Here is a 25,630-nt window from a genome sequence, read left to right as displayed (position 1 = left end):
CGTGGGGGTGCCGGTGTCTCAGCGCCGGCACCCCGAGTTCGGCTCGATCAGCCGGCAGCCGCCCAGTCACTCTGCGCCGTCTTCGCCGCTTCCTGCGGCGTCGACGTGCCCATCGGCGCGACCGCCGTGTAGTTGAACGGGAAGGTTGCGCCCTGGCCGGCATTTACGTTCTGCGTCCACAGCGTGTCCCACGCGGGTGTAAAGGTCGTCGTGTACTGCTCGAGACCCTTCAAGAAGTCACTCGTGGCGACATCCGGCTGCGAGGGCGCGAATCCGCAGATCTCGACGAACTTCTTGTAGTTCTCCGGCTGAGAGAAGAACTTCAGATAGGCCAGCGCCGCGGTCTTGTTCGGCGCGTTGCTCGCTGCGGCAAGGCGGAACTCGACCTTGCCGCCCAGGGTGGCGTTGTCCGCGGCATTGTCGCTCGCCGGCAGCGGGAAGTAGCCGTAGTCGAACGCGCCCGCCACGGCAGAATCGATCGTGGTCTGATTCCAGGTGCCGTCGATCGTCATCGCCACCTTGCCGGATGCGAAGTCGCCGGGGATCGCGTCATAGCCGACGCCCGGGAAGTTCGGGTCCGCAGCGTCGTAGAGCGCCTTCACGCGATCGAGCACCTCGACCTCGGTGGGATCCGTCAGCTTGGCCTTCTTCTCCCAGAGATCCTCGGCGAGCTTCTCTTTGTCGTCGGTCGTGGGGTAGAGCCCCTGGACCGCAGCGATCATGTCGAGACCGGCGGGCCAGCTGTCCTTGCCGCCGATACCGAGCGGGGTGACGCCCGCGGCCTTCAGGGTCGAGACGACGTTCTCCCACTCGCTCCACGTAGTGGGTACCGAGAGTCCGTTCTTCTCGAAGAGCGCCTTGTTGTAGTACACGCCCGTGTAGTAGCTGAGGCCGGCCGGAAGCGTGTAGGTCTTGTCCTTGTACTTCAGCGCGTCAATGACCGACGGTGTGAAGTTCTTGACGAAGTCCTCGTTCGACAGGTCGAGGAACAGCCCTGCGTCGGCCGCCAGGTTGTCGTCGCTCTGGCTCGCATCTCCGGCGTACGACGGGGCCTCCTTGGGAGCCGCGAGCGTGACGTCGAGGTTGCCCGCGGTGAGGCGCGTCGAGCGAGACGAGGCGAAGGTCTCATTGGGCACGCTGCTGAAGTCGACCTTCACGCCCGGGTACTTCGCCTCGAAGGCGGTGTTCAGGGCGTCGAAGGCCTTGTCCGACCCGGGCGCACTGCTGACGAGTACCGTCACGGTTCCCGTCACGTCTCCTCCGGTGTCGGTACCGGTAGACGAGCAGCCGGCGAGGGTCGAGGCCGCAGCCGCCCCCGCGGCGATGCCGAGAACGATGCCACGAAGGCGCCATCCTCGGGGTCGGCGAATTGCCATGATGCACTCCTTTGTGATTGGGCAGGTGAAGCCGAAACGTTTCGGGCTTCGAGGCCGAGGCTAGCACACCGCGGCGGCGGCGCAAGGCCGCGTGTCGCGAAGAGTCCGGTAGCGGAGCCGACCCGCCGGTAATGTGACCACCATGCCGGCCGGGGAACGCGCCCACGCGACGATCGTCGACGTGGCTCAGAGGGCGGGCGTCGCCATCAGCTCGGTATCGGCGGCGCTCAACGACCGCAAGGGCGTCTCATCGGCAACGCGCGATCGTATCCGGAGAGCGGCCGACGAACTCGGGTACGTCCCCTCCATTCGCGGTCGCGCCCTATCCGCGAAGCGCGCCTTCTCCGTCGGGCTCGTCGTCGAACGTGATTTCACCGTGCTCGAGGCGGACCCCTTCTTCGGCGCCTTCATCGGCGGGGTGGAGGAGACGCTCGAACCCAATGGCTACGCGCTCTCCCTGCAGATCGCGGGCGATGCCGCATCCAGCCTCGAGCGCCAAGTCAAGCTCGCCGACGCGCGCCGGGTCGACGGGGTATTCCTCAACGAGATCCGCACGAACGACCGGCGGATCGCGGCGCTCCTCGAGCGAGGTCTCCCCGCCGTTGGAATCAATCCACCGGCGGGATTCCCCTTTCCGGCAGTGCGCCAGGATGGCAGCGCCGCCGTCCACGAGCTCGTGAGCGCGATGGCAGCGCTCGGTCATCGACGAATCGCGCACGTCACGGGGCGAAGCGCGTACGTGCACACCGAGCAGCGGCTCGCGGCCTGGACGGACGCGATGTCGGCCGCGGGACTATCACCCGAGCTCGTGCTGGCCGGCGACTTCACGTACGCGGGCGGCGAGCGAGCGGCGGATCAGTTGCTAGCCGAGAGCTCACCACCGACAGCGGTGTTCTGCGCGAACGACCTCATGGCACTCGGATTCATGAGCCGGGCGATCGAGCGCGGTCTCCGCGTGCCCGACGACATCTCGGTCGTCGGCTTCGACGGAATCGCGGTCGGGGACTACGTGCGGCCACGCCTCACTTCGGTGCACACTGACCCGCGCGCGCTCGGCCGGGAGGGCGCGCGCCTGTTGCTAGCACTCATCGATGGCGATGACCCCGATGACGTCGATATCCCCCCCGCCAGCCTCGTAGACAAGGGCTCGCTCGGTCCCGTCCGCGCATGACGTGATCAGCACGCGGCTCTCGTCGGTTCGTGCCCGCGAGCGCCGCGCTCAGCGTTTATCCCGTCGAGGCTGATGATCCGAGCGGGCAAGACGGGCGCGAGCGCCCGCCCGAACCTCGACTTCCCGGCGAACGACATCCCGCAGAGGATGACGAGATCACGCCGCGTGCTCACCCGTGGAGTGATACCCGTGAACGAACGAAGCCTCCGCCCATCGGCGGAGGCTTCGTTCGTTTTCTCGTGTCGAGCTGCCGCCCGTTCTTCGTACGAGCGAAGAGCGAGCGTGCCGACTGCGGTTGCGGGGGCAGGATTTGAACCTACGACCTCTGGGTTATGAGCCCAGCGAGCTACCGAACTGCTCCACCCCGCGGCACGATCAGCAAGCCTAGCATGCGCGGCGGAGCTGTGGTGACGCGGGGCTTCGCGACGGCGCTGGAGTGCCTCCTCGACCGGCGGTGCGGTGGGTGTTTAGTCTCGAGACGCCGGCTCGCGGCGCCCCCGCTGGTCGAGGAGCGCGCGACGAAGTCGCACGCGTCTCGAGACCACGACTGTTCTGCTGGCGCGGGTGGTGGTCTCGAGACGCCGGCTCGCTGCGCTCGCGGGCTCCTCGACCAGCGGGGGCGATGCGGGTGGTGGTCTCGAGACGCCGGCTCGCCGCGCCCCTCCGCTGGTCGAGGAGCGCGCGACGAAGTCGCACGCGTCTCGAGACCACGACTGTTCTGCTGGCGCGGGTGGTGGTCTCGAGACGCCGGCTCGCTACGCTCGCGGGCTCCTCGACCAGCGGGGGCGATGCGGGTGGTGGTCTCGAGACGCCGGCTCGCTACGCTCGCGGGCTCCTCGACCAGCGGGGCGGTGGGTGTTGGTCTCGAGACGCCGGCTCGCTGCGCTCGCGGGCTCCTCGACCAACGGGGGCGCGGGCGGGATCAGCCGTCGGCGCTGTCCGTCGGGGTCGGGCTCGGTGCCGGGGACGTCGGCGCCGGGGTGTCGGTGCCGTCCGCCGCGAGGGCGCGCGCGATGGCATCCTGCAGTCGCTGGTCCGCCTGCGCCGCCGCGACGAGGTCGTTCTTCGCGTAGGCCGCCTCGCGGTCGTGCAGCGCCGCGTTCGCGTCGGCGAGCGCCAGCTGCAGGGCCGGGTTCGTGCCGCCGTCGGTCGGACCGCCGCCGCCCTCCGCCGGGCCGCCGCCGTCATCCGTTCCGTCGCCGCTGTCGGGCACGTCGGTGCCCGACTCGCCGCCGAACAGCGAGTTCAGCGCCGCGTCGAGGGTGTCCTCGAACGCGACCTTGTTGCCGAAGCCGACGAGGATCTTGCGCAGCAGCGGGTAGCTCGTCTCCCCCGTGGACTGCACGTACACGGGCTGCACGTAGAGCAGTCCGCCGCCGACCGGCAGGGTCAGGAGGTTGCCGTACTTCGGCGTCGTGTTGCCGCCGATCGAGAGAGTGTTGATGTACGACGACACCGCCGTGTCCGACTTGAACTGGTTCTGCACCTGGCCGGGCCCGGGCACCGTCTTCTGTTTCGGCAGGGTCAGGAGTGTGAGCTTGCCGTAGTCCTTCCCGGCATCCGAGTCGACCGCGAGGTAGCCCGTGAGCACGTTGCTGCTCGAGTTGGCGCTCGACTTCGGGATGTACGTGGAGTACAGCGTGAACGCGGGCGAGTCGGTGCCGGGCACCTGCATCGTCAGGTAGTACGGCGGCTGCAGGGTCGGCGCTGCGGCCGACCCGGTCGGGTCGGGCGGCGTCACCCACTGGTCGTCGCCCGAGTAGAACGACTCCGGATCGGTCACGTGGTACGAGCCGAGCACGGCGCGCTGCACCTTGAACAGGTCGGCCGGGTAGCGCACGTGCGCGAGCAGCTCGGTGCTCATGTCGCTCGCCGGCTTGATCGTGCCCGGGTAGATCTTCTCCCACGTCTTCAGCAGCGGGTCCTTCGCGTCCCACGCGTAGAGCGTGACGGAGCCGTCGTAGGCGTCGACCGTCGCCTTCACCGAGTTGCGGATGTAGTTGATCTGGTCGAGCACGGATGTCCCGGGCTCCGTCTGGGTGTCCGCGATCGCGTCGGAGAGGTCCTCGGTGGTCGAATACGGGTAGCTCGCGGTCGTCGTGTAGCCGTCGACGATCCACTGGATGCGGCCGTTCACGATCGCCGGATACGGGTCGGAGTCGAGGGTCAGGTAGGGCGCGACCTTCTGCACCCGGTCGCGCGGGTCGCGGTCGTAGAGGATCTGCGAGTCGTTCGTGACGGCATCCGACAGCAGGATCTGCTCGCTCGAGAACTTGATCGCGTAGGCGAGCTTGGTGAACACGTTGTCGAGCTTCGGGCCGCCGTCGCCGTCGAACGTCGTCTTCGCGTTCTGCGAGTCGTCGTTGTCGCCCGAGGGGTAGTCGAGCTCGATGGGCGTCGAGCCCTTCGCACCGCCGACGATCGAGTACGCCGGCGACGACTCGCCGAAGTAGACGCGCGGCTCGTAGTCGCCGAGCTCGCCGGACACCGGGATATTCGACTCGAGGAACGCGGGCTGGCCGTCGCTCGCGCGCTGATTGCCGTACGCCGCCACCACGCCGTAGCCGTGCGTGTAGACGAGGGCGTCGTTGTACCAGGTCTGCGCGTCGCCGAGACCGGACTGATCGAGCTCGCGCACGGCGAGCACGGTGTCCTGGGTCGCGCCGTTGATCGTGTACCGGTCGACGTCGAGGTGCTGCTCGAAGGTGTAGTACTGCTTGAAGCGCTGCAGCTGGCGGAACGAGTCCGACACGAGCGACGGATCGAGGATGCGGATGCTCGCGGTCGTGTTCGCGTCGGCGCGCAGGGCGCCGGGTTCGGCATCCGTCACCGCGCTGTAGTCCTGCTCCTGCACGTCGGCGACGCCGTACGCCTCGCGGGTGCCGTCGATGTTGCGCTGGATGTAGTCGGCCTCGAGGGATCGCGCGCTCGGGTCGACCATGAACCGCTGCAGCACGAACGGGTAGATGGAGCCGACCACGAGTCCGCTCACGAGCAGCAGCGCCGTGCCGATGACGGGCAGGCGCCAGCGGCCGATGACGGCCGTGACGATGAACAGGATCGCGACGAACGCCGCGATGCCGGCGAGGATCGCGCGGCCCGGGATCGTCGCGTGCGCCTCCGTGTAGCCGGCGCCCGTCGAGAGGTAGCCCTGGCTCGCGTCGATGATCGAGGTGTACTGGTCGAGCCAGATGCTCACCGCCTGCACCGCGAGGTAGACCGCGGCGAGCGTGGCCAGGTGGATGCGGGCCGCCTTCGAGATGCGCACCTCGCGTCCCGCGATGCGCACCGCGCCGTAGAGGTACGCGGTCGCGATCGTGGCGAGACCGGCGACGAGAACGACGGCGGAGGCGAACGCCGCGACGCCGCGGTAGAACGGCAGCTCGAAGACGTAGAAGGAGCTGTCGAGGCCGAACTGCGGATCGGCGTCGCCGAACGGCGTGCGGTTCAGCCACTGCGCGACGACCGTCCACCGGCTCGCCGTGGAGACGCCCGCGAAGATGCCGAGCACGATCGGCACGCCGAACGTCGCGAGGCGGCGCAGCGGCTCGATGACCTGCTGGTAGCGGTCGAGCTGCTGGTTGAGCTTGGCGTAGACCGGGCGCGCACGGTAGGCGATCTCGATGCTCACGAAGACCGGCACGGCCATCGCGAGGAATCCGATCACGAACAGGATCGCGATGCCCGCCCACTGCGTCGTGAGCACGCTGAGGAAGTGCAGCTGGTCGTACCAGAGCACCTCGGTGTACAGGCCCGACCCGATGAACAGCAGCACCACGAGGGCTGCGAGGACGACGGCGGTGATGGTCAGCGCGATCCGCGTGCGATTGCGGGGGGCTGCTGCGGGGGTGGACACTCGGGATCCCTTCCCGGGCTCGTGATGGACGGAGCCCGGCGGTCGGTGGTCATTGTATGGGCGGGGTGCGGGGAGTGCGCCGGGCGCGTCCCCCGTCGGCGGCGGATTCCGGCGGTTTCCGGCGGGCGGATGCGGCCGACGCGCTCAGCCGGCGGTGCAGCTCGGCAGGCCGCTCGCGTCGCCCGCCGCGATGGCGCCGAGCGCCGCGAGCGAGTCGTCGAGGGTGCGCACCGCGACCACGGTGAGGCCCTGCGGCACGTGGCCGGCGACCTCGCCGCAGTTCGACTCCGGCGCGAGGAACCAGTCGGCTCCCGCATTCCGCGCACCGTGCATCTTCTGCACGATGCCGCCGATCGCGCCCACCTCGCCGTCGTCGTCGATCGTGCCGGTGCCCGCGACATCCGCTCCCCCGGTGAGCGAGCCGGGGGTGAGCTTGTCGATGATGCCGAGCGCGAACATCTGCCCGGCGCTCGGGCCGCCGACGTCCTGCAGCCGGATCGTCACGTCGATCGGGAAGTGGTAGCTGACGCCGACCGCGACGCCGATGATCGCGCCGTCGTCGCTCGTCTCGGGCGTGATCGCGACGGATGACGCCGTGCCGTCCCGCTCGACACCGATCGTCACGGGCGCGGCGGTGCCGTTCGCGGAGATGGCGGACCGGAGCGCGTCGAAGTCGGTGACCGCGGTGCCGTCGACGGAGCGGATGACGTCACCCTCCTTCAGCACGCCGTCCGAGGGTCCGCCGCGCTGGATCGACGCGACGGCCAGCTCGCCCGGCACGTCGTAGCCGAGATGCCGAAGCGCTGCGGCGATCGCCGACTGCTGCGACGACTTCATCTCGGCGGCACCCTCCTCGTTCGACTGCTCGACGGTCTGGCCCGCCGGGTAGACGTCGTCCACGTCGAGCACCGAGTAGCTCGGGTTGAGGCGCGCGAGCGCGATGTCGAGCCACGACTCGGGGTGCTCGCGGGATCCCGCGACCGTCACGGTGAGCATGTCGAGCGTGCCGGTGGTCGGGTAGGTCTGCTCGTGCGGGATGTCGATGAGCGGCACCCGGTCGCCGTCGACCCGCACGTCGCCGATCGTGTCGTAGACGGGTCCCGGCTTCTCGACGACGTACGGCGACGGCGCGAACGCCGCGATGCCGACCCCGGCGACGAGCACGATGCCGACGACCCAGAGCGCGGCATTCCGGCGGGGGCGGCGCGGCGGGCGGCCGGATGCCGGGGCGTCGCCGTCGGTCGCCCCGTCGTCGGTTGCGGAGGAGAAGAGGGTCACCGTTCTCCCGATCGAGGGCCGTGCTGGGGGGTGTTCGCCACGAGCGCATCGCGGGGAGCCTCAGCCTAGGGGAATCGTCCTGACGGCCGGCTGAGGGCGGTCTAGCGTGGATCGCATGTCCGATGACCCCGGTGACGACCGCGCCGACGACGACCGGAACGGCGACGATGGCGAGCGCGACATCCGCGACATGCTGCGCGATTTCCTCGAGGGAAACGGGGAGATCGACCCCGCCCAGCTCGCGAGCGCCGCGGGTCTGCCGAGCGATCCCGCGCTCATCGCGCAGCTGATGTCGCAACTGCAGAACGCGATCCGGGCGGATGCCGACGGCAGCGGGCCGGACTGGTCCGTCGCGACGAACCAGGCCACGCAGATCGCCCAGCGGTCGTCCGTCGTGTCGATCGCATCCGAGCGGGTGGAGCTCGAACAGGCGCTGCGTATCGCGAGCCTGTGGCTCGCCGAGGCGACGTCGATCTCGGAGCTCGGCAACGATCCGCAGATCATGAGCCGCGCCGAGTGGGTCGCCGCGACCATGCCCGTCTGGATCGAGCTCGTCGAGCCGGTCGTCGGCAACATCGGCACCTCGATGGGCCAGCTGCTCCAGGAGCAGGCGCCCGAGGAGTTCGGCGCCGCGCTCGCGAACGCGGGCGGCATCATGCGCTCGGTGACCCAGACGATGTACGCGATGCAGCTCGGTCAGGTCGTCGGCGGCCTCTCGACCGAGGTGGTCTCGGGCGGCGACATCGGCCTGCCGCTCATCGGGGCCGGCGAGGGCGATCAGCGGGCCGTCATGATCCCGCAGAACGTGCAGGCCTTCGGCGCCGGGCTCGACGTTCCCGCCGACGAGGTGCGGCTCTACCTCGCGGTGCGCGAGATCGCGCACGCCCGGCTGTTCCGGCACGCGCGCTGGCTGCGCCTGCAGTTCCTCACCGCGATCGCCGAGGCGACGCGCGGCACGAGCGTGGACACCGACCGCCTCGAGGAGCTCATGGCCGACTTCGACCCGTCGAACCCGGAGCGGCTGCGCGACGCGCTCACGAACGGGGAGCTGCTCGCGAAGCGCTCGCCCGAGCAGGAGGCCGCGCTCGCGCGCATCGAGACGACCCTCGCGCTCATCGAGGGCTGGGTCGACGTGGTCACCGAGCAGGCGACCGCGCGCCTGCCGCACGCCGCGTCGATCGCGGAGGCCGTGCGGCGCAGGCGCGCATCCGCCGGTCCCTCGGAGCAGGCGCTCGCGGCGCTCGTCGGCCTCGAGCTGCGGCCGCGCCGGCTGCGGGAGGCGGCCGCCATGTGGCACGCCGTGACGGATGCGGTCGGAGCGGACGCGCGCGACGCGCTCTGGTCGCACCCCGACCTCGCACCCACGGCGGCGGACATCGACGAGCCGACCCTGCTCATCGCGCGGGCCGCGGGCGACGAGCCGGAGGCCGACTCGATCGATCGCGCCATCGAGGACCTGCTGCGCGACGACACGGACCGCCCCCGCGAGGAGTAGCGCAGCGCGCCGCGCGCCGGCCGAGGAACGCCGCCCCCGGGCCCGCCCCGTTGGTCGAGGAACGCCGCGACCGGACCCGCCGCGCTGGTCGAGGAACGCCGCGACCGAAGAGAGCGTCGTGTCTCGAGACCACTCGACCCATGATGGTCTCGAGATGCGACCTCGCTGCGCTCGGGCGCTCCTCGACCAACGGGGCGGGGGGAACGCTTCCCTGTGGAAAGCCGCACGGGCGCGCACACCCCCACGCCACGGCCCTCCGACCCGCCCACCCGCTGGTCGAGGAACGCCGCGACCGAAGAGAGCGTCGTGTCTCGAGACCACTCGACCCGTGATGGTCTCGAGACGCGACCTCGCTGCGCTCGGGCGCTCCTCGACCAGCGGGGGGAACGCTTCCCTGTGGAAAGCCGCACGGGCGAGAGCGAGCGCGCATACTCCCGCGCCATGGTGCTCCGACTCGACCCCCGCATCCCCCTGGTCTGGCGCGATCCCGCGAGCCTGCAGTTCGGCGTGACCGAACCGCTCGTCGTGATCCGCGATCTCGCCCCCGTCGACGAGCTCATGCTCGGCGCGCTCAGCCGCGGTGCCGCCCGCAGCGCCCTCGACGTCATCGCGTGCGACGCGGGCGGGGAGTCGGCCGACGTCGACCGCCTGCTCGCCACCATCGCACCCGTGCTCGACACCGCGACGGATGCCCCGGCCCCGCGCGTCGCGGTGAGCGGCTCGGGCGCGACCGCGGCCGCGATCGCCGCACAGCTCGCCGACCTGGGCGTCGCGGTGTTCACGGGCGAGGACGAGCCGCTCGCCCGGCGCTCCCCCGACCTCGCCGTCGTCGTCGCGGCCTGGGCGGTCGAACCCGCGCGCTACGGACCGTGGCTGCGCCGCGACATCCCGCACCTGCCCGTCGTCATCGGCGATCGTCACGTCGAGCTCGGCCCGGTCGTGGAGGCCGGTGTCGGTCCGTGCGGCTACTGCCTGGCCCGCGCCCGGATGGATGCCGACCCGGCGTGGCCCGCGATCGCCGCGCAGCTGCAGACGCGCGCCGCGCCCGAGCCGGCGCTCGTCGTCGCCGAGGTCTCGGCGCTCGCCGGCCGGCGCGTGCTCGCCCGGCTGCGGGACGGCGCCGCGAGCGAGCACCGCACCGTCCGCATCGCGGTCGCGGACGGCACGCTCGAGGAACGCGTCGAGCACCGGCACCCGGACTGCGCGTGCGCCGACGAGCCGCGCCTCAGCCGAGGTCGGCGAGGAAGCGGCTCGGCCGCCGCGATGCTCCCGACCCGCCGGACCGTGCGGCCCACGACATCCGCAGGCTCGTCCGCGCCCGCGTGACGCCCACGTAGAGCAGCCGCCGTTCCTCGTCGACCGCCTCCGGCGTCGTGGCGTACGAGATCGGCACGAGCCCCTCGGAGAGGCCGACGAGGTGCACGCTCGGCCACTCGAGGCCCTTCGCCGAGTGCAGCGTCGCGAGCGTGACGGCGGCGACCGCGGGAGCGTGCTGCACCTGCTGCCGGTCGCGCAGGTCGTCGACGAACTGCCGCAGCGTCGTGCCCGCCGGCGCGCTGTCGACGAGCGACATGATCGCGTCGAGGTTCTCCCATTTCTCCCGCTCCACGCTCGGCCCGGCGGGGGCCTCGTGGGTCCAGCCGACCACCCGGAGCATGTCGCTCACCGACTGGAACAGCGGCGTCGCCGGGTCGACGAGATTCGCCTGCGCGTGCAGCGTGCTCATCGCGTGCTGCACCTCGGGTCGGTCGAAGAACGCCTTCGCGCCGATCGTGCGGGTCGAGACGCCCGCGCGCGCGAGCGCCGCCTCCAGGCCCGCCGACTGCGCGTTGACCCGGAACAGCACGGCGATGTCCGAGGGCGCCGTGCCGCGCACGATCTCGTCGACCACGGCCGCGGCGACAGCGGATGCCTCCGCGACATCCGAGGCGTGCTCCGTCACGACGGGGGCGAGCCCGCGCTCGCCGACCGCGCGCAGGTCGAGCGCCCCGGCGCGCCCGCGCACGAGGCGGTTCGCGGTCTCGACGATCGCACCCGTCGAGCGATAGTTCGACTCGAGCCGCAGCACCGGGGCCTGCGGGTGCTCGGCGCCGAAGCGCAGCAGGTAGTCGCTCGTCGCGCCCGTGAAGCTGTAGATGGTCTGGCTCGCATCGCCGACGACGCACACGTCGTCACGGTCGCCGAGCCACAGCGCGAGCAGGTCGTGCTGCAGCGGGTTGACGTCCTGGTACTCGTCGACCACGAAGAACCGGTACTGCTCGCGCACCTGCTGGGCGACCCGCTCCTCGACGGCGATCATCCCGGCCGCGGCGAGCAGCACGTCCTCGAAGTCGAGCTGGCGGCGCTCGTCCTTCAGGTCCTCGTAGCGCTGCATGAGATCGGCGGCCTGCTCGATCGTCACGCGCGGCGGCAGCGGGCGCGCCGGATGACCGGATGCCGTGCTCGCCCCCGCACGCGCCGCCCACTGCTCGACGGAGAGCTTCGAGACCTTGCGCCACTCCACCTCGGCGGCGAGGTCGCGCAGCGCCGCGGTGTCCAGGCGCAGGTGCAGACCGTCGGCGGCGTGCGCGATGAGCCGCGCCTTCCCGGGCACGAGGGCGGGCATCTGCCCGCCGACGACCTGCGGCCAGAAGTAGCCGAGCTGGCTGAGCGCCGCGGCGTGGAAGGTGCGCGCGGGCACGGCGCCGGTGCCCAGCATCCGCAGTCGGGCGCGCAGCTCGCCCGCGGCACGGCTCGTGAACGTCAGCGCGAGCACGCGGTTCGGCGGGTACACGCCGGTCGCCACGCCGTACGCGATGCGATGCGTGATCGCGCGGGTCTTGCCGGTGCCCGCGCCCGCGAGGATGCACACCGGCCCGAGCAGGCTCGTGGCCGCCCGCCGCTGCTGCTCGTCGAGCGGCGCCAGCAGTTCCTCGGCGCCCACGCTCAGGAGCCGTCCGGGATCTCGGCGCCGGCCCAGTCGGCGATGATCGCGTGCGCGATCGAGGCTCGGCCGGGCAGCGCCACGACGCCGGCGAGGATCTCGTCGCGCGTGAACCAGCGCAGGTCGAGGATCTCCGTGCCGTCCGGCGCGAGCTCGGCGGCGGCCGGGTCGACCCTCGCCCGGAAGCCGAGCATCAGGCTCGCGGGGAACGGCCACGGCTGGCTGCCGAGGTAGCGCGGCTCGACGACGCGGATGCCGGCCTCCTCGTGCACCTCGCGCACGACCGCCGCCTCGAGGCTCTCGCCGGGCTCGACGAACCCGGCGAGCAGCGAATAGCGGTCGGCGGGCCAGGCGGCGTTGCGGCCGAGCAGCAGGCGGTCGGCGGCATCCGTCACCCCCACGATGACCGCGGGGTCGGTGCGCGGGAACAGCTCCCGGCCGTCCGCGCCGTGGCGGGTCCAGCCCGCCGACGCGGGCACCGTCGGCTCGCCCGTGCGCGGCGAGAACGGATGCGCCGCGTGCCAGTTCGCCATCGCGAGCGCGTGCGCGTACAGCGCCGCGTCGCGCGGCCCGAGGGTCGCGACGAGCCGGCGCAGGTCGCCGAAGCGTCCGCCCGGGCCCGGGGTGTACGGCTCGTCGGCGTGGTCGACGACGGCCGCCGAGACGGGCGTGCCCGCGGGCGCCCCGGCCGCGGGCTCGAGCGTCACGCCGAGGTACACGAGCAGCGCGTCCGGGGGCAGCGCGTCGCGCTCGACGAGGGCGAGCCCGCCGTGCTCGTCGAGCAGCGCGGCACCGCGTTCGAGAACCAGGAACCGCATCGCGGGGCGGTCGAAGACGCCCGGATCCGCGCGGGAGGCGTGGTCGCGATCGACGGGCACGTGCGCGAGCGGCAGCCGATCGGCGAACGATCGCGGCATCCGTTCTCCCCTGCGTGAGCTGCGCTGCGGGCCGGCGCGACCCGCGCTGCGGGGCTGTGCTGCGTCCGGTGCGATCGGCGCCGCGGGCGACGACTCGCGCGTGGCGTGCCCCGGAACTGCCCGGACCCCGACCTACCATGCCCTCATGGCCAGACCCCACCTCACTCTAGCCGCGCTCGCGACCGCGGCCGTTCCGGGCATCGACCTCGTGAACGCCTCCGGGTTCACGGCCCACGGCGACGCCGACTACCTCTCCGCCCTGCTGACCGACCGCGACGGCTCGCACTGGATCATCCGCATCCCCCGCAACCCGCGCGCCGAGGCCCAGCAGTCCGCGGATCTCGTCGCGCTGCGCGCCCTGAGCCCGGGCGTGCGCGAGCGCCTGCCGTTCACGATCTCGACCTACGCGGGCCAGGTCGCCCACGGCTCGACCCGCGCCATCGTCTACCGGTTCGTGTACGGCTCGAAGGTCGGCCTCGGCGACCTCGGCGCAGGTCCCGACGGCCTCGCCGCATCCGCCGGCCGCGCGCTCGCCGCCGTGCACAGCCTGCAGACCGGGTTCGTCGCGGACGCCGGACTGCCGCAGCTCGCGCCGATCGAGGCGCTGCGCAGCGCCGTGAGCGTCATCGACCGCGCCGCCGCGACGGGACTCGTGCCGCAGCCGCTGCTCGAGCGGTGGCAGAAGGCCGTCGACGACCAGGCGCTGTGGCAGTTCCAGCCCGCCGTCATCAACGGCGCGCTGTCCGCCGAGTCGCTGCTCGTGCAGGACCGGACCGTCACGGGCATCCTCGGCTGGCACGACCTGCGCGTCGGCGACCCGGCGCGCGACCTGGCCTGGGTCCTCGGCGCTCGCGACGAGGGCGCTGTCGACTCGGCGTTCGACGCCTACCTCGGCGTGCGCCCCGGCGACCGCCAGGTGCGCCAGCGCGCCACGCTCTACGCGGAGCTCGAGGTCGCGAAGTGGCTGCTGCACGGCACGGACACGCGCTCGACGGACATCGTCGACGACGCGGTCGAGATGCTCGGCGGCCTCGTCGACAGCACCGAGAACGACGTCATGAACCCCCTGCACACGCAGAAGGTGCCCACGGCGCCGACCTCGGTGCAGGCGAGCGCCGCTCCGGCGGCGGGCGCGGGGGCAGCAGCGGGCGCAGGGGCAGCGACGGCGACAGCGACAGGGCCGACGGATGCCGAGGACGGGATCGTGCACTCGGACGAGGAGCTCGCCGAGTTCCTCGCCCGCGCCGAGCGAGCCGTCTGACCCGCGCCCAGCGCCGCCCCGCGCCCGGCCAACTGCCCCGCGAGCTACCCCGTGTGAGGACGTTTTCGGCGTGTGAGGACGGTATGGACCGTCCTCACACGCCGAAAACGTCCTCACGCGACGCGTTCCAACGTCGCACCTTCGGGGCACCGGATTGCCCCGCCCAGCCGGGCACGTGATCACGGCGACCCCGGACCGCGCGTAGCGACGCATCCGGTTCGGACTCGCGACGGGCCGGGCACGGCGGATCTGGCGAACGCGACGGGCACACCCCGTCGTCCGTCCCGTCCCCGTTCCCGGTCGCGCCTAGCGCTTCGTGGTCGCGGCGCGCCAGGCGGCGACCAGCTCCGCCTCGTCGTAGACGCGGGCCGGGCGCACGACCTCGTCGTCGGCCACGAAGTAGAACAGCGCGTCGATGCGGTCGGGGTCGATGCCCCTCCAGCGCGCGTAGGCGAGTCGGTAGAGCGCGAGCTGGAACTGCTTCGCCTCGAGATCGGCGGCATCCCGCGGCGCCTTGCCGGTCTTCCAGTCGACGATCTCGAGCCTGTCCCCGTCGGCGGCGTAGACCGCGTCGATCTTGCACACGATCACCTGGCCGTCGAGCACGAGCTCGATCTCGCGCTCCACCTCGAGCGGCGCACGCCCGGCCCACGGCGAGCGCTCGAACGTCGCCCGCAGCTCGGCGAGGCGCTCCTCCTCGGCGAACTCCGCCACGTCGAGCTCCGTACCGAGCGCGTCGAGCTCGTCGCTCGACGCGCCGCCGCGCACCCCGGCGCCGTAGCGCTGCTCGACCCAGCGGTGGAACACCGTGCCGAGCCGGGTGGCGCGATACGGGCGCTCGGGCATCGGCCGCCGCAGATCCCGCGCGACCGCCGCGGCATCCGTCACCCAGTCCTTGAACCGCGACGCCGGCACGCGCGACGGCACCCGGATGCCGGCGTCGCCCGCCGAGCGCGCCTCGCGTTCCGCGAGCAGCAGGTCGAGGTCGCGCTGCCATCGCCCGGCGTGCCCGGGCTCGGCGGCGCGGACCGCTTCGGCCGCCGCCTCGACGCGCGCGCGCCGCTCGCCGAGCGGGTCGATCGGCCAGCTGAACAGCGACGCCTGGTCGCCGAGCGGGTTCTCGGAGGCCGCAGGCTCCGCGGGCAGCGACGGCACGACCCCGGCGGCCGCGAGCTCCTCGAGGAACACGCTCGGCGGTCGCGGCGCGACCTGCCGCCCCCAGAACGACGCCGAGAGCAGCAGGCGATGGCGGGCGCGCGTCACCGCGACGTAGGCGAGTCGCCGTTCCTCGCGCGCGTGCCGCTCGGCGACCTCGACCTTGAACGCGTCGATCGCAGCCGCGAGCTCCTTGCGGGTGGTCGCCGCGCGCCAGGCGAGCACGGGCAGGTCGGCTGCGTCGCCGCGCAGCTCGTAGGGCAGCCGCCCGAGCGAGAGCCAGCCGGTCGAGTCGCGGGGCTTCGACGGCACCTCGTCGCGCACGAGCCGGGGAACCGCGACGGCGTCCCACTCGAGGCCCTTCGCCGAGTGGATCGTGAGCACCTGCACCGTGCCGGGCTCGGGCTCCTCCTGACGGGCGGCGAGGTCCTCGCGGCGCTGCGCCTCGTCGAGCCACGACAGGAAACCGCCGAGCGAGCTCGACTCCGCGACCGCCAGGTAGCCGGTGAGCGCGTCGGCGAGCGCGTCGCGGTTCGCCGCGCCGAGCGCGCGGGACTCGTTCGCCGCGACCTCGATGTCGAGCTGGAAGTCCTGCTCGACGTAGGCGATGAAGTCGACGAGCTCGAGGCCTGCCCGCGCCCGGAGGCGGCGGAACACGCGGCCGGCGTCCCGCATCCGTTCGAGCCCCTCGGCGCTGAACCGTCCGAGCTCGGAGTGGCCGTCCCGCGCGTCGACCAGGAAATCGAGCGCCTCGACGATCGAGCCCGACTCGCCCTCGGCGACCGAGTCGCGGAAGAGCTGCTTCACGTCGTCGTCGAGCCGCTGGTAGGCGTGGTCGCGGTCGCGCAGCCACGACGCCAGCCGCGAGAGCGCGTGCAGGTCGCGCACGCCGATGCGCCAGCGCGACCCGGCGAGCAGCCGCACGAGCTCGGTGCCCGCGGTCGGGTCGTGCACGACGCGCAGCGCGCTCACGAGGTCGGCGATCTCCGGCTCCGCGAGCAGTCCCGCGACGCCGAGCACGTGGAACGGCACGCCCGCGCGGCGCAGCGCGGCGAGGAACGGCGGCTGCGCGGCCCGCGCGCGGAACAGCAGCGCGGCGCTCGGCACCGCCCGCTCCGGATGCCGCGGCGCGTTCAGGATCGACGCGAACCAGCGCGCGACCGCCTCGGCCTCCTCCTCGATCGTCTCGGCGACGACCGAGTCGACGGGCGCTCCGCTCGCGATCGGGCTCGCGTCGAGCGGCAACACGGGAACGCGCGTCACGGCCGCGAGCGGCGCCGCGAGCACGTTCGCCGCCGCGAGGATGCCGTGTCCATTGCGCCAGCTCGTCGAGAGGCTGAACCGCTGCGCCGGGGGCGCCCCGAGAGACTCGGCGAACTGGGCGGAGAACTGCTCGAGGTTCGCGGCGGAGGCGCCGCGCCATCCGTAGATGGACTGATTCGGATCGCCGACGGCCATGACCGACATGCCGCCGAAGAGCTCTGAGAGCAGCCAGGTCTGCGAGACCGAGGTGTCCTGGTACTCGTCGAGCAGCACGACGCGGTAGCGCGAGCGCAGCTCGGCGACGACCTTCGGCGCGCGCCGCACGACCCGCAGCGCGAGCGCGACCTGATCGCTGAACTCGATGAGGTCGCGCGAGGACTTTCGCCGCTCGAACTCGAGCGCGAGATCGACGAGCACGTCGAGCGCCGCGACCGGACGGACGCGGTCGATCACCGGCTGACGCACCGCCCGGTCGCCGAGCGGCAGCGCGTCGAGCGCGCCGACCTCCCGGGCGACCCGGCGCACGTCGTCGGCATCGACCACGTTCTCGGCCATCGCGCGGGCGAGCTCGAGCACCGCCGAGGTGAGCAGGTCGGCGGTCTTGTCGAGGTCGGGCAGCCGGTCGTCGTGCGCCTCGAGCACGACCGACCGGGCGAGCTGCCAGGCGGCCGCCTCGCCGAGCACCGCGCCGTCGCTCTCGCGGCCGATCGCCATGGCGTTGTCGCGGCACAGCGTCGCCGCGAACGCGTTGTAGGTCGCGATCGTCGGCACGTCGAACTCGTCGATGTGCGTGCCGGCGACGGATGCGGCGCCCACGCCCGGCGCCACGGATGCGGTCGTGGCGACCACGGCATCCGTCATCGGCTCGTCGTCGCGCGCCGGCCGCACCAGCTCGAGCCCGGAGGCCTCGAGCTGCGCGATCCGCTCGCGGATGCGCACCGCGAGCTCCCCCGCAGCCTTGCGCGTGAAGGTCAGCCCGAGCACCTCGCTCGGACGCACCCGGCCGTTCGCGAGCAGCCACAGCACGCGATTCGCCATCGTCTCGGTCTTGCCGCTGCCCGCGCCCGCGACGACGAGGGCAGGTCCGTCCTCCGCCTCGATGACGGCCCGCTGCTGCGCCGTCGGTCGCGGGCGGCCGAGGGCGTCGGCGATCTCATCCGCCGTGATGGTGCGCGTCGAGAGGTCAGTCACCCGAGACCTGCCCGACCCGGTGCACGAGCACCGACCAGCCGGGCGCGCCCCCGCGGCCGGCCGGCTCGATGAGTCCCTGGTACTCGGCGACGGCCATGCCGAGCGCCGCCACCCGGATGCGATCGCGGAAGCGCTCGACCGCCTCGGCGTCGAACGGCTCCTGGTCGCTCGTCTTGTAGGCCCGATCGCGCGTGCGCTCTTTGACCCACAGCAGGCGCGCGCCGCCGCCGGAGTGCTCGCCGTGCTCGGCGAGCACGTCGTCGAGAGCCCCGCTCGCGTAGGCGAGCTGGTAGGCGCTCAGCTGCGGGTGCTCCGGGATGCGCTTCGGCGGCTCGGGCGTGCCGGTCTTGAGGTCGACGATCAGCACGCGACCGTCGCCCTGCCGCTCCACGCGATCGATCGAGCCGCGGATGACGGCGCGCTCGACTCGCGGCTCATCGCCGTCGGCGGGGATCTCGACCGGCAGCTCGAAGCGCTTCTCCGCACCGACCACGGCGGCACCGCTCGCCGCGGCATCCGCGAGGTATCCGGCGATCCCCGTCGCGAACGTGCGCGCCATCCGCCGGTGCCGCTCGGCGAGCCACGGCGACTCGAAGAGCAGCTCGCCCCAGCGCGACTCGACCGCGGCGAGGAGCCCGTCGACGCTCGGATCGGTCGCCGTCTCCATCGCCCAGTGCAGGATCGTGCCGAGGCCGACGATCGCGGGCATGGTCTCATCCGTCACGAGGCCGAGGAACCAGTCGAGCGGAGACTCCTCGAACCGCCCGAGCTGCGACGGCGACACGGGCACGTCCTCGCCGGGCACGTAGAGCGGCACGTCGGTCGAGGGCGACCGCAGGCCGTGCCAGTCGTCGGGATCGGCGCCCGGCACGCCGGCGCGCGCGAGCTGCGCGAGCCCGGATGCCGCGGCGGCCCGCTCCGCGACGGTCGCGCGCGGCGAGGAGAGCTGCCGCCGCATCCGTCCCACGGCGCCGCGCAGGGTGAACGGGGCAGCGGATGCGACGTCGACGACCTCCGCGTCGGCCGGCGCGAACGCGACGAGCGGGCTGCGCGCGGTGTCGTCGTTCTCGACGCCCGAGAGCACGACGCGCGTACGGGCGCGGGAGACGGCGAGCGCGAACTGCCGCAGCTCGTCGTCGAGCACCGCGCGGCGCTCATCGATCGTCGGGACCGGGGCGTCCGGGTCGGTCGCCGCGCGCACGAGGTCGGCCGCACCGAGCATGGACCCCCGCAGGCGCAGGTTCGGCCAGACGCCCTCCTGCAGCTGGGCGATGACGACCGTGTCGACCTCGAGCCCGACGGCACCCGCGGGCGTCGTCACGACGACGGCGTCGACCGCGGACGCCGGGGCGAGGGTGTCGTCGCCGACGGACTCCTCGAGCACGCGGCGCAGGAAGCTCACCGCCGACCCCGCGGGCACGCGCTCGACGTAGTCGCGGGCCGCCGCGAACACCGCGACGATGCCGTCGAGCGCATCGTCGGCCTCCGCCGCCGCGAGCCCGGCGCCGAGCGCCTGCTGCCGCCACGGCTCCGCGAGCCCGCTGCGCTCCCACGCGAGCCACAGGAGCTCCTCGACGCTCGCCGGGCCGGCCGCGCCCGCGCCCGTCGCCCGCGCATCCGCAGCCCCTTCCCTGCCCGCGCCGGCGCCCGCGGCCGCGCGCAGTGCGGCGAGCGTCTGCGCGAGCCGTGTCGCCCGCCGTCCGACGCGGTGGTCGATCGTGGCCAGGCGCGCGGGATCCTCGAGCGCCTCTACGAGCAGCGCGTCGGCCGTGCGGGTGCCGCCGCCCGCGAGCTCCTCCGCGCGCAGCGCCAGCTTCAGCCGCCGAAGCGCGAGCCGATCGAGACCGCCGAACGGACCGGTGAGCAGAGCCGTCGCCGACGCTGCGTCGAGCGGCTCCCGTCCGACGCCGACCGACACGAGGTCGAGCAGCGCTCGCGCCGCCCGGTGCTCGCGCAGCGGCCGGCGCGAGGCCGCGGCCCGCGTCGGCACCTCCGCGAGCGCGAGCGAGCGACGGATGCCGTCCGCCGCCGACCCACTGCGCACGACGACCGCGAGCTCGCCCCACGGCACCCCCCGCTCGAGGTGCGCGATGCGCAGTTCACGGGCGATCGCGGCGATCTCGCGCGCGGGCGTCGCGGCCGCGATCGTCGCGACCGGCGCCGTCGCTCCCGCGCGCACGCCGACGCGATCGACCGCGGGAGCGGCATCCGTCCCTCCGCCGGCCGCGGTCACCCGGCGCTGCGTGCCCGCGGCGGCCGCCCCGATGCGCGCCGTCACCCGGGCGACGAGCCCGCGCAGCTCGACGCCGTGCCGGTGATCCCGGTCGAGCAGGAGCGTCGGCGCGCCGAGGTCCGCGCCGAACCGGCCCACGCGCTCGGGCTCTCCGCCGCGGAACGCGTTCGACGCGACATCCGGATCGCCGAACGCCACGACCGCGACGCCGCGAGCCGCGAGCGCGCGCAGCAGGTGCACGGTCGACGCCGTCGCCTCCTGCAGGTCGTCGACGACGACGAGCCGCAGCCGGTCGACGCGCTCGCCCGCGCCGCCGTCGGCCACCGCGGCGATCGCGAACTGGGCGAGCTCGGCGCCATCGAGCTGGTCGGGACGCGAAGCCGTCACGACCCGGCGGTACTCGTCGGCGAAGTCGGCGGCGGCCGCCCACTCGGGGCGACCGTGCGCGGCGGCGAGGCGCCGCATCCGTTGCGGATCGATGCCGTACTCGGTGGCGCGCGCGAGCAGGTCGCGCAGCTCCGCGCGGAACGACGCGAGCGAGCGCACCTCGGCGCCGAGCTCGTCAGGCCACGACGGGCCAGTGCCGTCCGCGAGGTCGCCCGCGAGCAGCTCGGCGAGATCGCGATCCTGCTCGGCGCCGGAGACCAGGCGCGGCGCGGACAACCCCGCGCGGGCCGCGGCGGCCGCAACGACCTCGAACTCGAGCGACGCCGCCGTGCGCGCGAGCGGACCGTTCGTCGGCACGCCCAGCCGCCGGGCGAGGCGGTCGCGCAGCCGGGTCGCGGTCGCGCGCGTCGCGGCCAGCGCGAGCACGGTATCCGGATCGAGGCCGCGCCCGAGCACGCGGTCGGCGACGAGCTCGACGAGGGTCGTCGTCTTGCCGGTTCCGGGGGCGCCGAGCACGACGGCGGACGCGGCGTCCGCGAGCTCGAGCACGGCGCGCTGCGACGGATCGAGCGCGGGCACGTCGTGAGGCACCCGCCCACGCTAGCCAGCCACCACCGACGCTCCCGCCGCTGTACGCGTTCTGCCGACGGTGAACGCACGCGTTCGCCGTGCGCGCGTGCCGTAATCTCTCCTCCGTGGACATCAGCATCGGCATCCAGAACAGCCCGCGTGAGATCTCGTTCGAGTCCGCGCAGTCCTCGGCGGAGGTGCAGCAGGCCATCGCCGACGCGCTCGCCTCGTCGTCGCCGCTCGTGACCTTCACGGATGTCAAGGGCAAGGTCGTCATCGTGCCGACGGCCGCCATCGCCTACATCGAGCTCGGCACGGAGCAGTCGCGCCGCGTCGGCTTCGTCGCCTGATCGCCGGGAGAGCCGTCATGGAGACGATGTTCGCGATCCTCATCGCCGCGGGCCTCGGCGTGATCGTGCGCTACGCGAGCCGCCGCGGCCGCGACACCTACGGCGTGCTGCTCGTGCCCGCCGTCGCCGCCGTCGTGACGGCGATCGTGTGGGAGGCGCTCCTCTGGCTCGGCTGGACGTTCGACGGCACCTGGATCTGGGTCGTCGGCCTTCTCTCGGGTCCGCTCGTGGCCCTCATCGTCGCGCTCACGCTCCCGCGCCGCCGCGTCGAGCACGACCGCACGCTCCTGCGCGACCTCTCGCACGGCCGCGCCTGAGCGCCGGATGACGCGCGAGCTGCGCTGGGACGGCAACCGCAACATATGGGTAACTACCTCGTCATCCGCTTCGGCGACGGCAATCGCGCTGCTTTCGGACACCTGTCCGCATACAACACCGGCATGACTGTGGCAGACACAACGTTCGACAAGGGAAAGAAGCTTGCCGACTCGGGTGGGACGGGGTGTGTCGGCGGCGTCGATCACGAACACTTCAGCATGTTTAAGGGCAGCTGGCTCGGATGGGCCAGTACACACTTCTTCGACGGGCGTGCCTTCCTGACCACTCACGGCGTGGGCGCAAACGGATGGACTGGGCAGGAGTGATCGTTTTGCGAGCCTCACGAGGAGTAGTTTCGATGAAGAAGACGACGATCGTTATGTTCGCCGGCCTAGTGGTGGCTGCATCTGTCAGCCTCGCTGGTTGTGCTGGCCAGGCCGACGGCAGCAACTCTGTCGCACTGCCCGCGGCGAGTCCAGATGTAACCGAGACTGCAGTATCGACAGCGATCGCAGGCGACTATTCGCTCTGCACGTCGCTCCTTGACGCCAAGACGGTCGAGACATACCGCGGGTACGGCTGGACGGCATGGGGCTCTGAGTTCGAAAAGAAGATCGTGGCGGAGAGTAGCGACGTGCCGACATCGGTCGCGCGATTTGTCAAACGAGGCGGGGTGATCTGCGCCTGGGGCCTCGAAAACGATGAAGCCGGCGTGCTGTTCGCATACGGGCCGATCAGCGCGCAGGACGCCGAGGCAGAGAAGAAGAGTCTCATCGAGCAGGGCTCCAAGCCCGTGGACGCCGCCTTCGAGCGCTACACACACCCGGATGGCTACGACGGCGGATACGCATTCGGCGACGGCTACTGGGCCTATGTTCTCGACAACGGAGGCGGGGACGTTCTCTCGCAGCTGGTGGCAAACGCGCACAGATTCTGAACAATCTGACTGGCCGAAGGGGAGCGGACGCGGGCTCATCGCGCCCCCGTCCGCCCCCTTCGGCGCTCAGTCGCGCTTCCGCAGCTTCGATTAGGCGGTCAGGCCGAGCCCGTCCATACGGCGCGAGTGCGCCGCGATGAGCTCGGAGAACACGGGCTCGATGCGCTCCTCGTCGGGCACGCCGTTGGCGGTCGGCGCAAGACCCGCACGGGCCACGAGCATCGTGTCGCCCACGAGGCGGCGGCCCCACAGCGCGAGGCGGGACGACAGCCGCGGCTGCGCGTCGATGAGGTCGCGCAATCGGTCCTTGAGGATGTCGTGGGCGTTGTCGGCGGCGAGGGCGGCGGCCGCGTCGTCCGCGTAGTCGCGCGACAGACCGCCCGCGAGCGCGAGGAAGAAGTCGTCGAGGAAGCCCGCTGTGAGGTAGCAGGCGAGGAGCGTCTCGGCCCAGTCCGCGCCGCGTGTGCGGCGCTGGAACTCGTCGATGGATGCCGCGAACGGCTCCATCACCGGGCCCGGCTGGTTGCCGTGGCGCACGATGAGCCCAGCGAGAGCATGGTGCTTCTCGAGCGAGAGCGCAGCGACGCGGCTCACCGCCTCCTTGGCGTCGGCGGTCGGCGCGGTCTGCACGGCGCGCGACAGGTTCTCGAACAGCGCCAGCTGCACGTACGACGCGAGCCCCAGGTAGTGCAGCAGCGACGGCGTGAGCTCGGCGAGGTCGACGCGGCGGGCGGCCGCGGCATCCGATCGGGAGCGCACCGTGGGCGCCGCCGCGCGCGAACGGCGACGTCCGAACCACTTCACGAACGCCAGCATAGGGCGCGTCGCGGGGCGCGCCGGGCCGGGATCGCGGCCGCGCGGGTAGACTCGTCGGGCGCTCCCCGATTCTGGCGGGAGCCGGCAGCGCCCTCGTGGACGAATTCGGGCGCAGCACCGAACACGGGCATCCGCCCGGCACCCTCAGAGGACCACGTGACTTTCGCAGAACTCAACATCGATCAGGACATCGTCGACGCACTCGCCGGCAAGGGCATCATCGAGCCGTTCCCGATCCAGGAGCAGACCATCCCCCTCGGCCTCTCCGGCCAGGACATCATCGGCCAGGCCAAGACCGGCACGGGCAAGACCCTCGGCTTCGGCCTGCCGATCATCCAGCGCATCGGCCCGGACCCGGAGCCCGGCGTCAAGGTGCTCGTCGTGGTACCGACCCGCGAGCTGTGCGTGCAGGTCGCCGAGGATCTCGAGCTAGCGACCTCGAACCGCCCGACAAAGGTCGTGGCGATCTACGGCGGCAAGGCCTACGAGGGCCAGGTCGAGCAGCTCAAGGCCGGCGCGCAGATCGTTGTCGGCACCCCCGGCCGCCTCATCGACCTCGCGAAACAGCGCCTGCTCGACCTCAGCCGCGTGAGCGAGGTCGTGCTCGACGAGGCCGACAAGATGCTCGACCTCGGCTTCCTGCCCGACATCGACAAGATCTTCGCCCGCGTGCCCGAGGTGCGGCACACGATGCTGTTCTCCGCCACGATGCCCGGCCCGATCGTCGCGCTCGCGCGCCGCTTCATGTCGAAGCCGATCCACATCCGCGCCACGGACCCGGATGAGGGCCTCACCCAGGCGAACATCCGCCACATCGTGTACCGCGCGCACTCGCTCGACAAGGACGAGGTCATCGCCCGCATCCTGCAGGCCGAGGGCCGCGGCAAGACGGTCGTGTTCACGCGCACGAAGCGCGCCGCCGCCCGGCTCGTCGAGGAGCTCACCGACCGCGGCTTCCCGGCGGTCGCCGTGCACGGCGACCTCAACCAGGAGCAGCGCGAGCGCGCCATGGCCGCGTTCAAGGCGGGCAAGAAGGAGATCCTCATCGCCACGGATGTCGCGGCTCGCGGCATCGACGTCGACGACGTCACGCACGTCATCAACCACACCGTGCCTGACGACCACGACACGTACCTGCACCGCGCCGGACGCACCGGCCGCGCCGGCAAGACCGGCATCGCGGTGACCTTCGTCGACTGGGAGGACCTGCACAAGTGGGCCCTCATCAACAAGGCGCTCGAGATGGGCGTCGAGCCGCTCGAGACGTACTCGTCGAGCCCGCACCTGTACAGCGATCTGAGCATCCCCGAGGGCACCAAGGGCCGCATCAAGAGCTCGCACCAGCCCGCGACGACCGAGCGCGCGGCTCGCTCGGAGCGGGGCTCGGGCTCGGAGCGCGGCGAGCGCTCGGGCGGCCGCCCGGCGCGTCAGCGCACCCGCACGCGCAGCGGCGGCTCGGGCACGGGTTCGGCGTCGAGCGTGGCCGGTTCGGGCCCGTCGAGCGCCGCCTCGACCGCCGCCGTCGACAACGGACCGACGGATGCCGCGCCCAAGCCCGAGGGATCCGGCACCCACGACGGGGCCTCCCCCACGCGCCGTCGCCGTCGTCGCCGTCGCCCCGCGGGCGGCCAGCCGACGCCTCCCCCCGCGGCCTGACCCGTCCCTTCGCGGCCTGACCCGTCCCTTCGCGGGTTGAGGAGCGCCCGAGGTCTCCCCGCTGGTTGAGGAGCGCCCGAGCGCAGCGAGGACGCGACTCGAAACCACCCCCGGCCACCGACCGTCATGGTCTCGAGACGCCGGCTCGCTCCGCTCGCGGGCACCCCGACCAACGACACCCCCCGTCTCCTCCCGCTGGTTGAGGAGCGCCCGAGCGCAGCGAGGACGCGTCTCGAAACCACCGGCGCGCCGACCGTCATGGTCTCGAGACGCCGGCTCGCTCCGCTCGCGGGCACCTCGACCAACGACACACCCCGTCTCCTCCCGCTGGTTGAGGAGCGCCCGAGCGCAGCGAGGACGCGACTCGAAACCACCCCCCGGCCACCGGCCGTCATGGTCTCGAGACGCCGACTCGCTCCGCTCGCGGGCACCCCGACCAACGACACCCCCCGTCTCCTCCCCGCTGGTTGAGGAGCG

17 protein-coding genes and 1 tRNA gene are annotated in these 25,630 nt (G+C 72.5%); 9 read left to right on the top strand and 9 right to left on the bottom strand.

Annotated features, from left to right (window positions below):
• Positions 1-47: 47 nt before the first annotated feature.
• Positions 48-1,376, bottom strand: coding sequence for an ABC transporter substrate-binding protein (locus QT381_RS10935; protein ID WP_289248976.1), 1,329 nt, complete (start codon positions 1,374-1,376; stop codon positions 48-50).
• A 142-nt stretch (positions 1,377-1,518) separates the two neighbouring features.
• Between QT381_RS10935 and QT381_RS10930 the strand changes: the two genes are divergently transcribed.
• The gene (locus tag QT381_RS10930) at positions 1,519-2,547 is read left to right on the top strand and encodes a LacI family DNA-binding transcriptional regulator (protein ID WP_289248975.1); all 1,029 of its coding nucleotides are present in this window, start codon (positions 1,519-1,521) and stop codon (positions 2,545-2,547) included.
• A 295-nt stretch (positions 2,548-2,842) separates the two neighbouring features.
• Here the strand turns inward: QT381_RS10930 and QT381_RS10925 are convergent.
• The 3 genes from QT381_RS10925 to QT381_RS10915 all read right to left on the bottom strand — a co-directional run bounded on the left by QT381_RS10925 (position 2,843) and on the right by QT381_RS10915 (position 7,681).
• A tRNA-Met gene (locus tag QT381_RS10925) sits at positions 2,843-2,916 on the bottom strand.
• A 553-nt stretch (positions 2,917-3,469) separates the two neighbouring features.
• Complete coding sequence (locus QT381_RS10920) at positions 3,470-6,403, bottom strand: UPF0182 family membrane protein (protein ID WP_289248974.1); 2,934 nt, start codon at positions 6,401-6,403, stop codon at positions 3,470-3,472.
• Positions 6,404-6,547: 144 nt separating this feature from the next.
• Positions 6,548-7,681, bottom strand: coding sequence for a YlbL family protein (locus QT381_RS10915; protein WP_289248973.1), 1,134 nt, complete (start codon positions 7,679-7,681; stop codon positions 6,548-6,550).
• A 115-nt stretch (positions 7,682-7,796) separates the two neighbouring features.
• Between QT381_RS10915 and QT381_RS10910 the strand changes: the two genes are divergently transcribed.
• Together QT381_RS10910 and QT381_RS10905 are read left to right on the top strand one after the other, a co-directional pair.
• Positions 7,797-9,176: a zinc-dependent metalloprotease gene (locus QT381_RS10910; protein WP_289248972.1), complete on the top strand. Its 1,380-nt coding sequence runs from the start codon at positions 7,797-7,799 to the stop codon at positions 9,174-9,176.
• A 441-nt stretch (positions 9,177-9,617) separates the two neighbouring features.
• Positions 9,618-10,502 carry a hypothetical protein gene (locus tag QT381_RS10905; protein ID WP_289248971.1) on the top strand — a complete coding sequence of 295 codons (885 nt, stop codon included), beginning with the start codon at positions 9,618-9,620 and terminating at the stop codon, positions 10,500-10,502.
• Here QT381_RS10905 and QT381_RS10900 read toward each other — a convergent pair.
• The gene (locus QT381_RS10900) at positions 10,402-12,105 is read right to left on the bottom strand and encodes an ATP-dependent helicase (RefSeq protein WP_289249027.1); all 1,704 of its coding nucleotides are present in this window, start codon (positions 12,103-12,105) and stop codon (positions 10,402-10,404) included. The genes QT381_RS10905 and QT381_RS10900 overlap by 101 nt on opposite strands.
• Positions 12,102-13,016, bottom strand: coding sequence for an NAD(+) diphosphatase (gene nudC, locus QT381_RS10895; RefSeq protein WP_289248970.1), 915 nt, complete (start codon positions 13,014-13,016; stop codon positions 12,102-12,104). Before nudC ends, QT381_RS10900 begins: the two co-directional genes overlap by 4 nt.
• 145 nt (positions 13,017-13,161) lie before the next feature.
• Between nudC and QT381_RS10890 the strand changes: the two genes are divergently transcribed.
• Positions 13,162-14,277, top strand: a complete 1,116-nt coding sequence (locus tag QT381_RS10890) for a phosphotransferase (RefSeq protein WP_289248969.1) — start codon at positions 13,162-13,164, stop codon at positions 14,275-14,277.
• A gap of 306 nt (positions 14,278-14,583) precedes the next feature.
• On the opposite strand, the gene QT381_RS10885 is transcribed toward QT381_RS10890, so the two are convergent.
• On the bottom strand, positions 14,584-17,886 hold the full coding sequence (locus QT381_RS10885; RefSeq protein ID WP_289248968.1) for an ATP-dependent helicase: 3,303 nt from the start codon (positions 17,884-17,886) through the stop codon (positions 14,584-14,586).
• Positions 17,879-21,097 (bottom strand): UrvD/REP family ATP-dependent DNA helicase, encoded by a 3,219-nt coding sequence (locus tag QT381_RS10880; protein ID WP_289248967.1) that lies wholly within the window; start codon positions 21,095-21,097, stop codon positions 17,879-17,881. The genes QT381_RS10885 and QT381_RS10880 overlap by 8 nt, the downstream gene beginning before the upstream one ends.
• 104 nt (positions 21,098-21,201) lie before the next feature.
• On the opposite strand from QT381_RS10880, the gene QT381_RS10875 reads away from it, so the two are divergent.
• From QT381_RS10875 to QT381_RS10860, 4 genes are read left to right on the top strand one after another with little or no spacing between them, the layout of a single operon-like run.
• The gene (locus tag QT381_RS10875) at positions 21,202-21,426 is read left to right on the top strand and encodes a DUF3107 domain-containing protein (protein ID WP_289248966.1); all 225 of its coding nucleotides are present in this window, start codon (positions 21,202-21,204) and stop codon (positions 21,424-21,426) included.
• A gap of 17 nt (positions 21,427-21,443) precedes the next feature.
• Entirely contained in the window at positions 21,444-21,743 is a 300-nt protein-coding gene (locus QT381_RS10870) for a hypothetical protein (protein WP_289248965.1), read from the top strand.
• Positions 21,744-21,788: 45 nt separating this feature from the next.
• A complete protein-coding gene (locus QT381_RS10865) occupies positions 21,789-22,070 on the top strand; it encodes a hypothetical protein (protein WP_289248964.1) in 282 nt (93 codons plus the stop codon).
• A 32-nt stretch (positions 22,071-22,102) separates the two neighbouring features.
• A complete protein-coding gene (locus tag QT381_RS10860) occupies positions 22,103-22,681 on the top strand; it encodes a hypothetical protein (RefSeq protein ID WP_289248963.1) in 579 nt (192 codons plus the stop codon).
• A 90-nt stretch (positions 22,682-22,771) separates the two neighbouring features.
• Here the strand turns inward: QT381_RS10860 and QT381_RS10855 are convergent, their stop codons facing one another.
• Positions 22,772-23,485: a ferritin-like fold-containing protein gene (locus QT381_RS10855; RefSeq protein WP_289248962.1), complete on the bottom strand. Its 714-nt coding sequence runs from the start codon at positions 23,483-23,485 to the stop codon at positions 22,772-22,774.
• Between the two features lie 168 nt (positions 23,486-23,653).
• Between QT381_RS10855 and QT381_RS10850 the strand changes: the two genes are divergently transcribed.
• The gene (locus QT381_RS10850; protein ID WP_289248961.1) at positions 23,654-25,153 is read left to right on the top strand and encodes a DEAD/DEAH box helicase; all 1,500 of its coding nucleotides are present in this window, start codon (positions 23,654-23,656) and stop codon (positions 25,151-25,153) included.
• Positions 25,154-25,630 lie beyond the last annotated feature (477 nt).

Source organism: Galbitalea sp. SE-J8, assembly GCF_030345695.1.
GTDB lineage: Bacteria > Actinomycetota > Actinomycetes > Actinomycetales > Microbacteriaceae > JAUASV01.
This window is presented reverse-complemented; position numbering and strand designations above follow the sequence as displayed.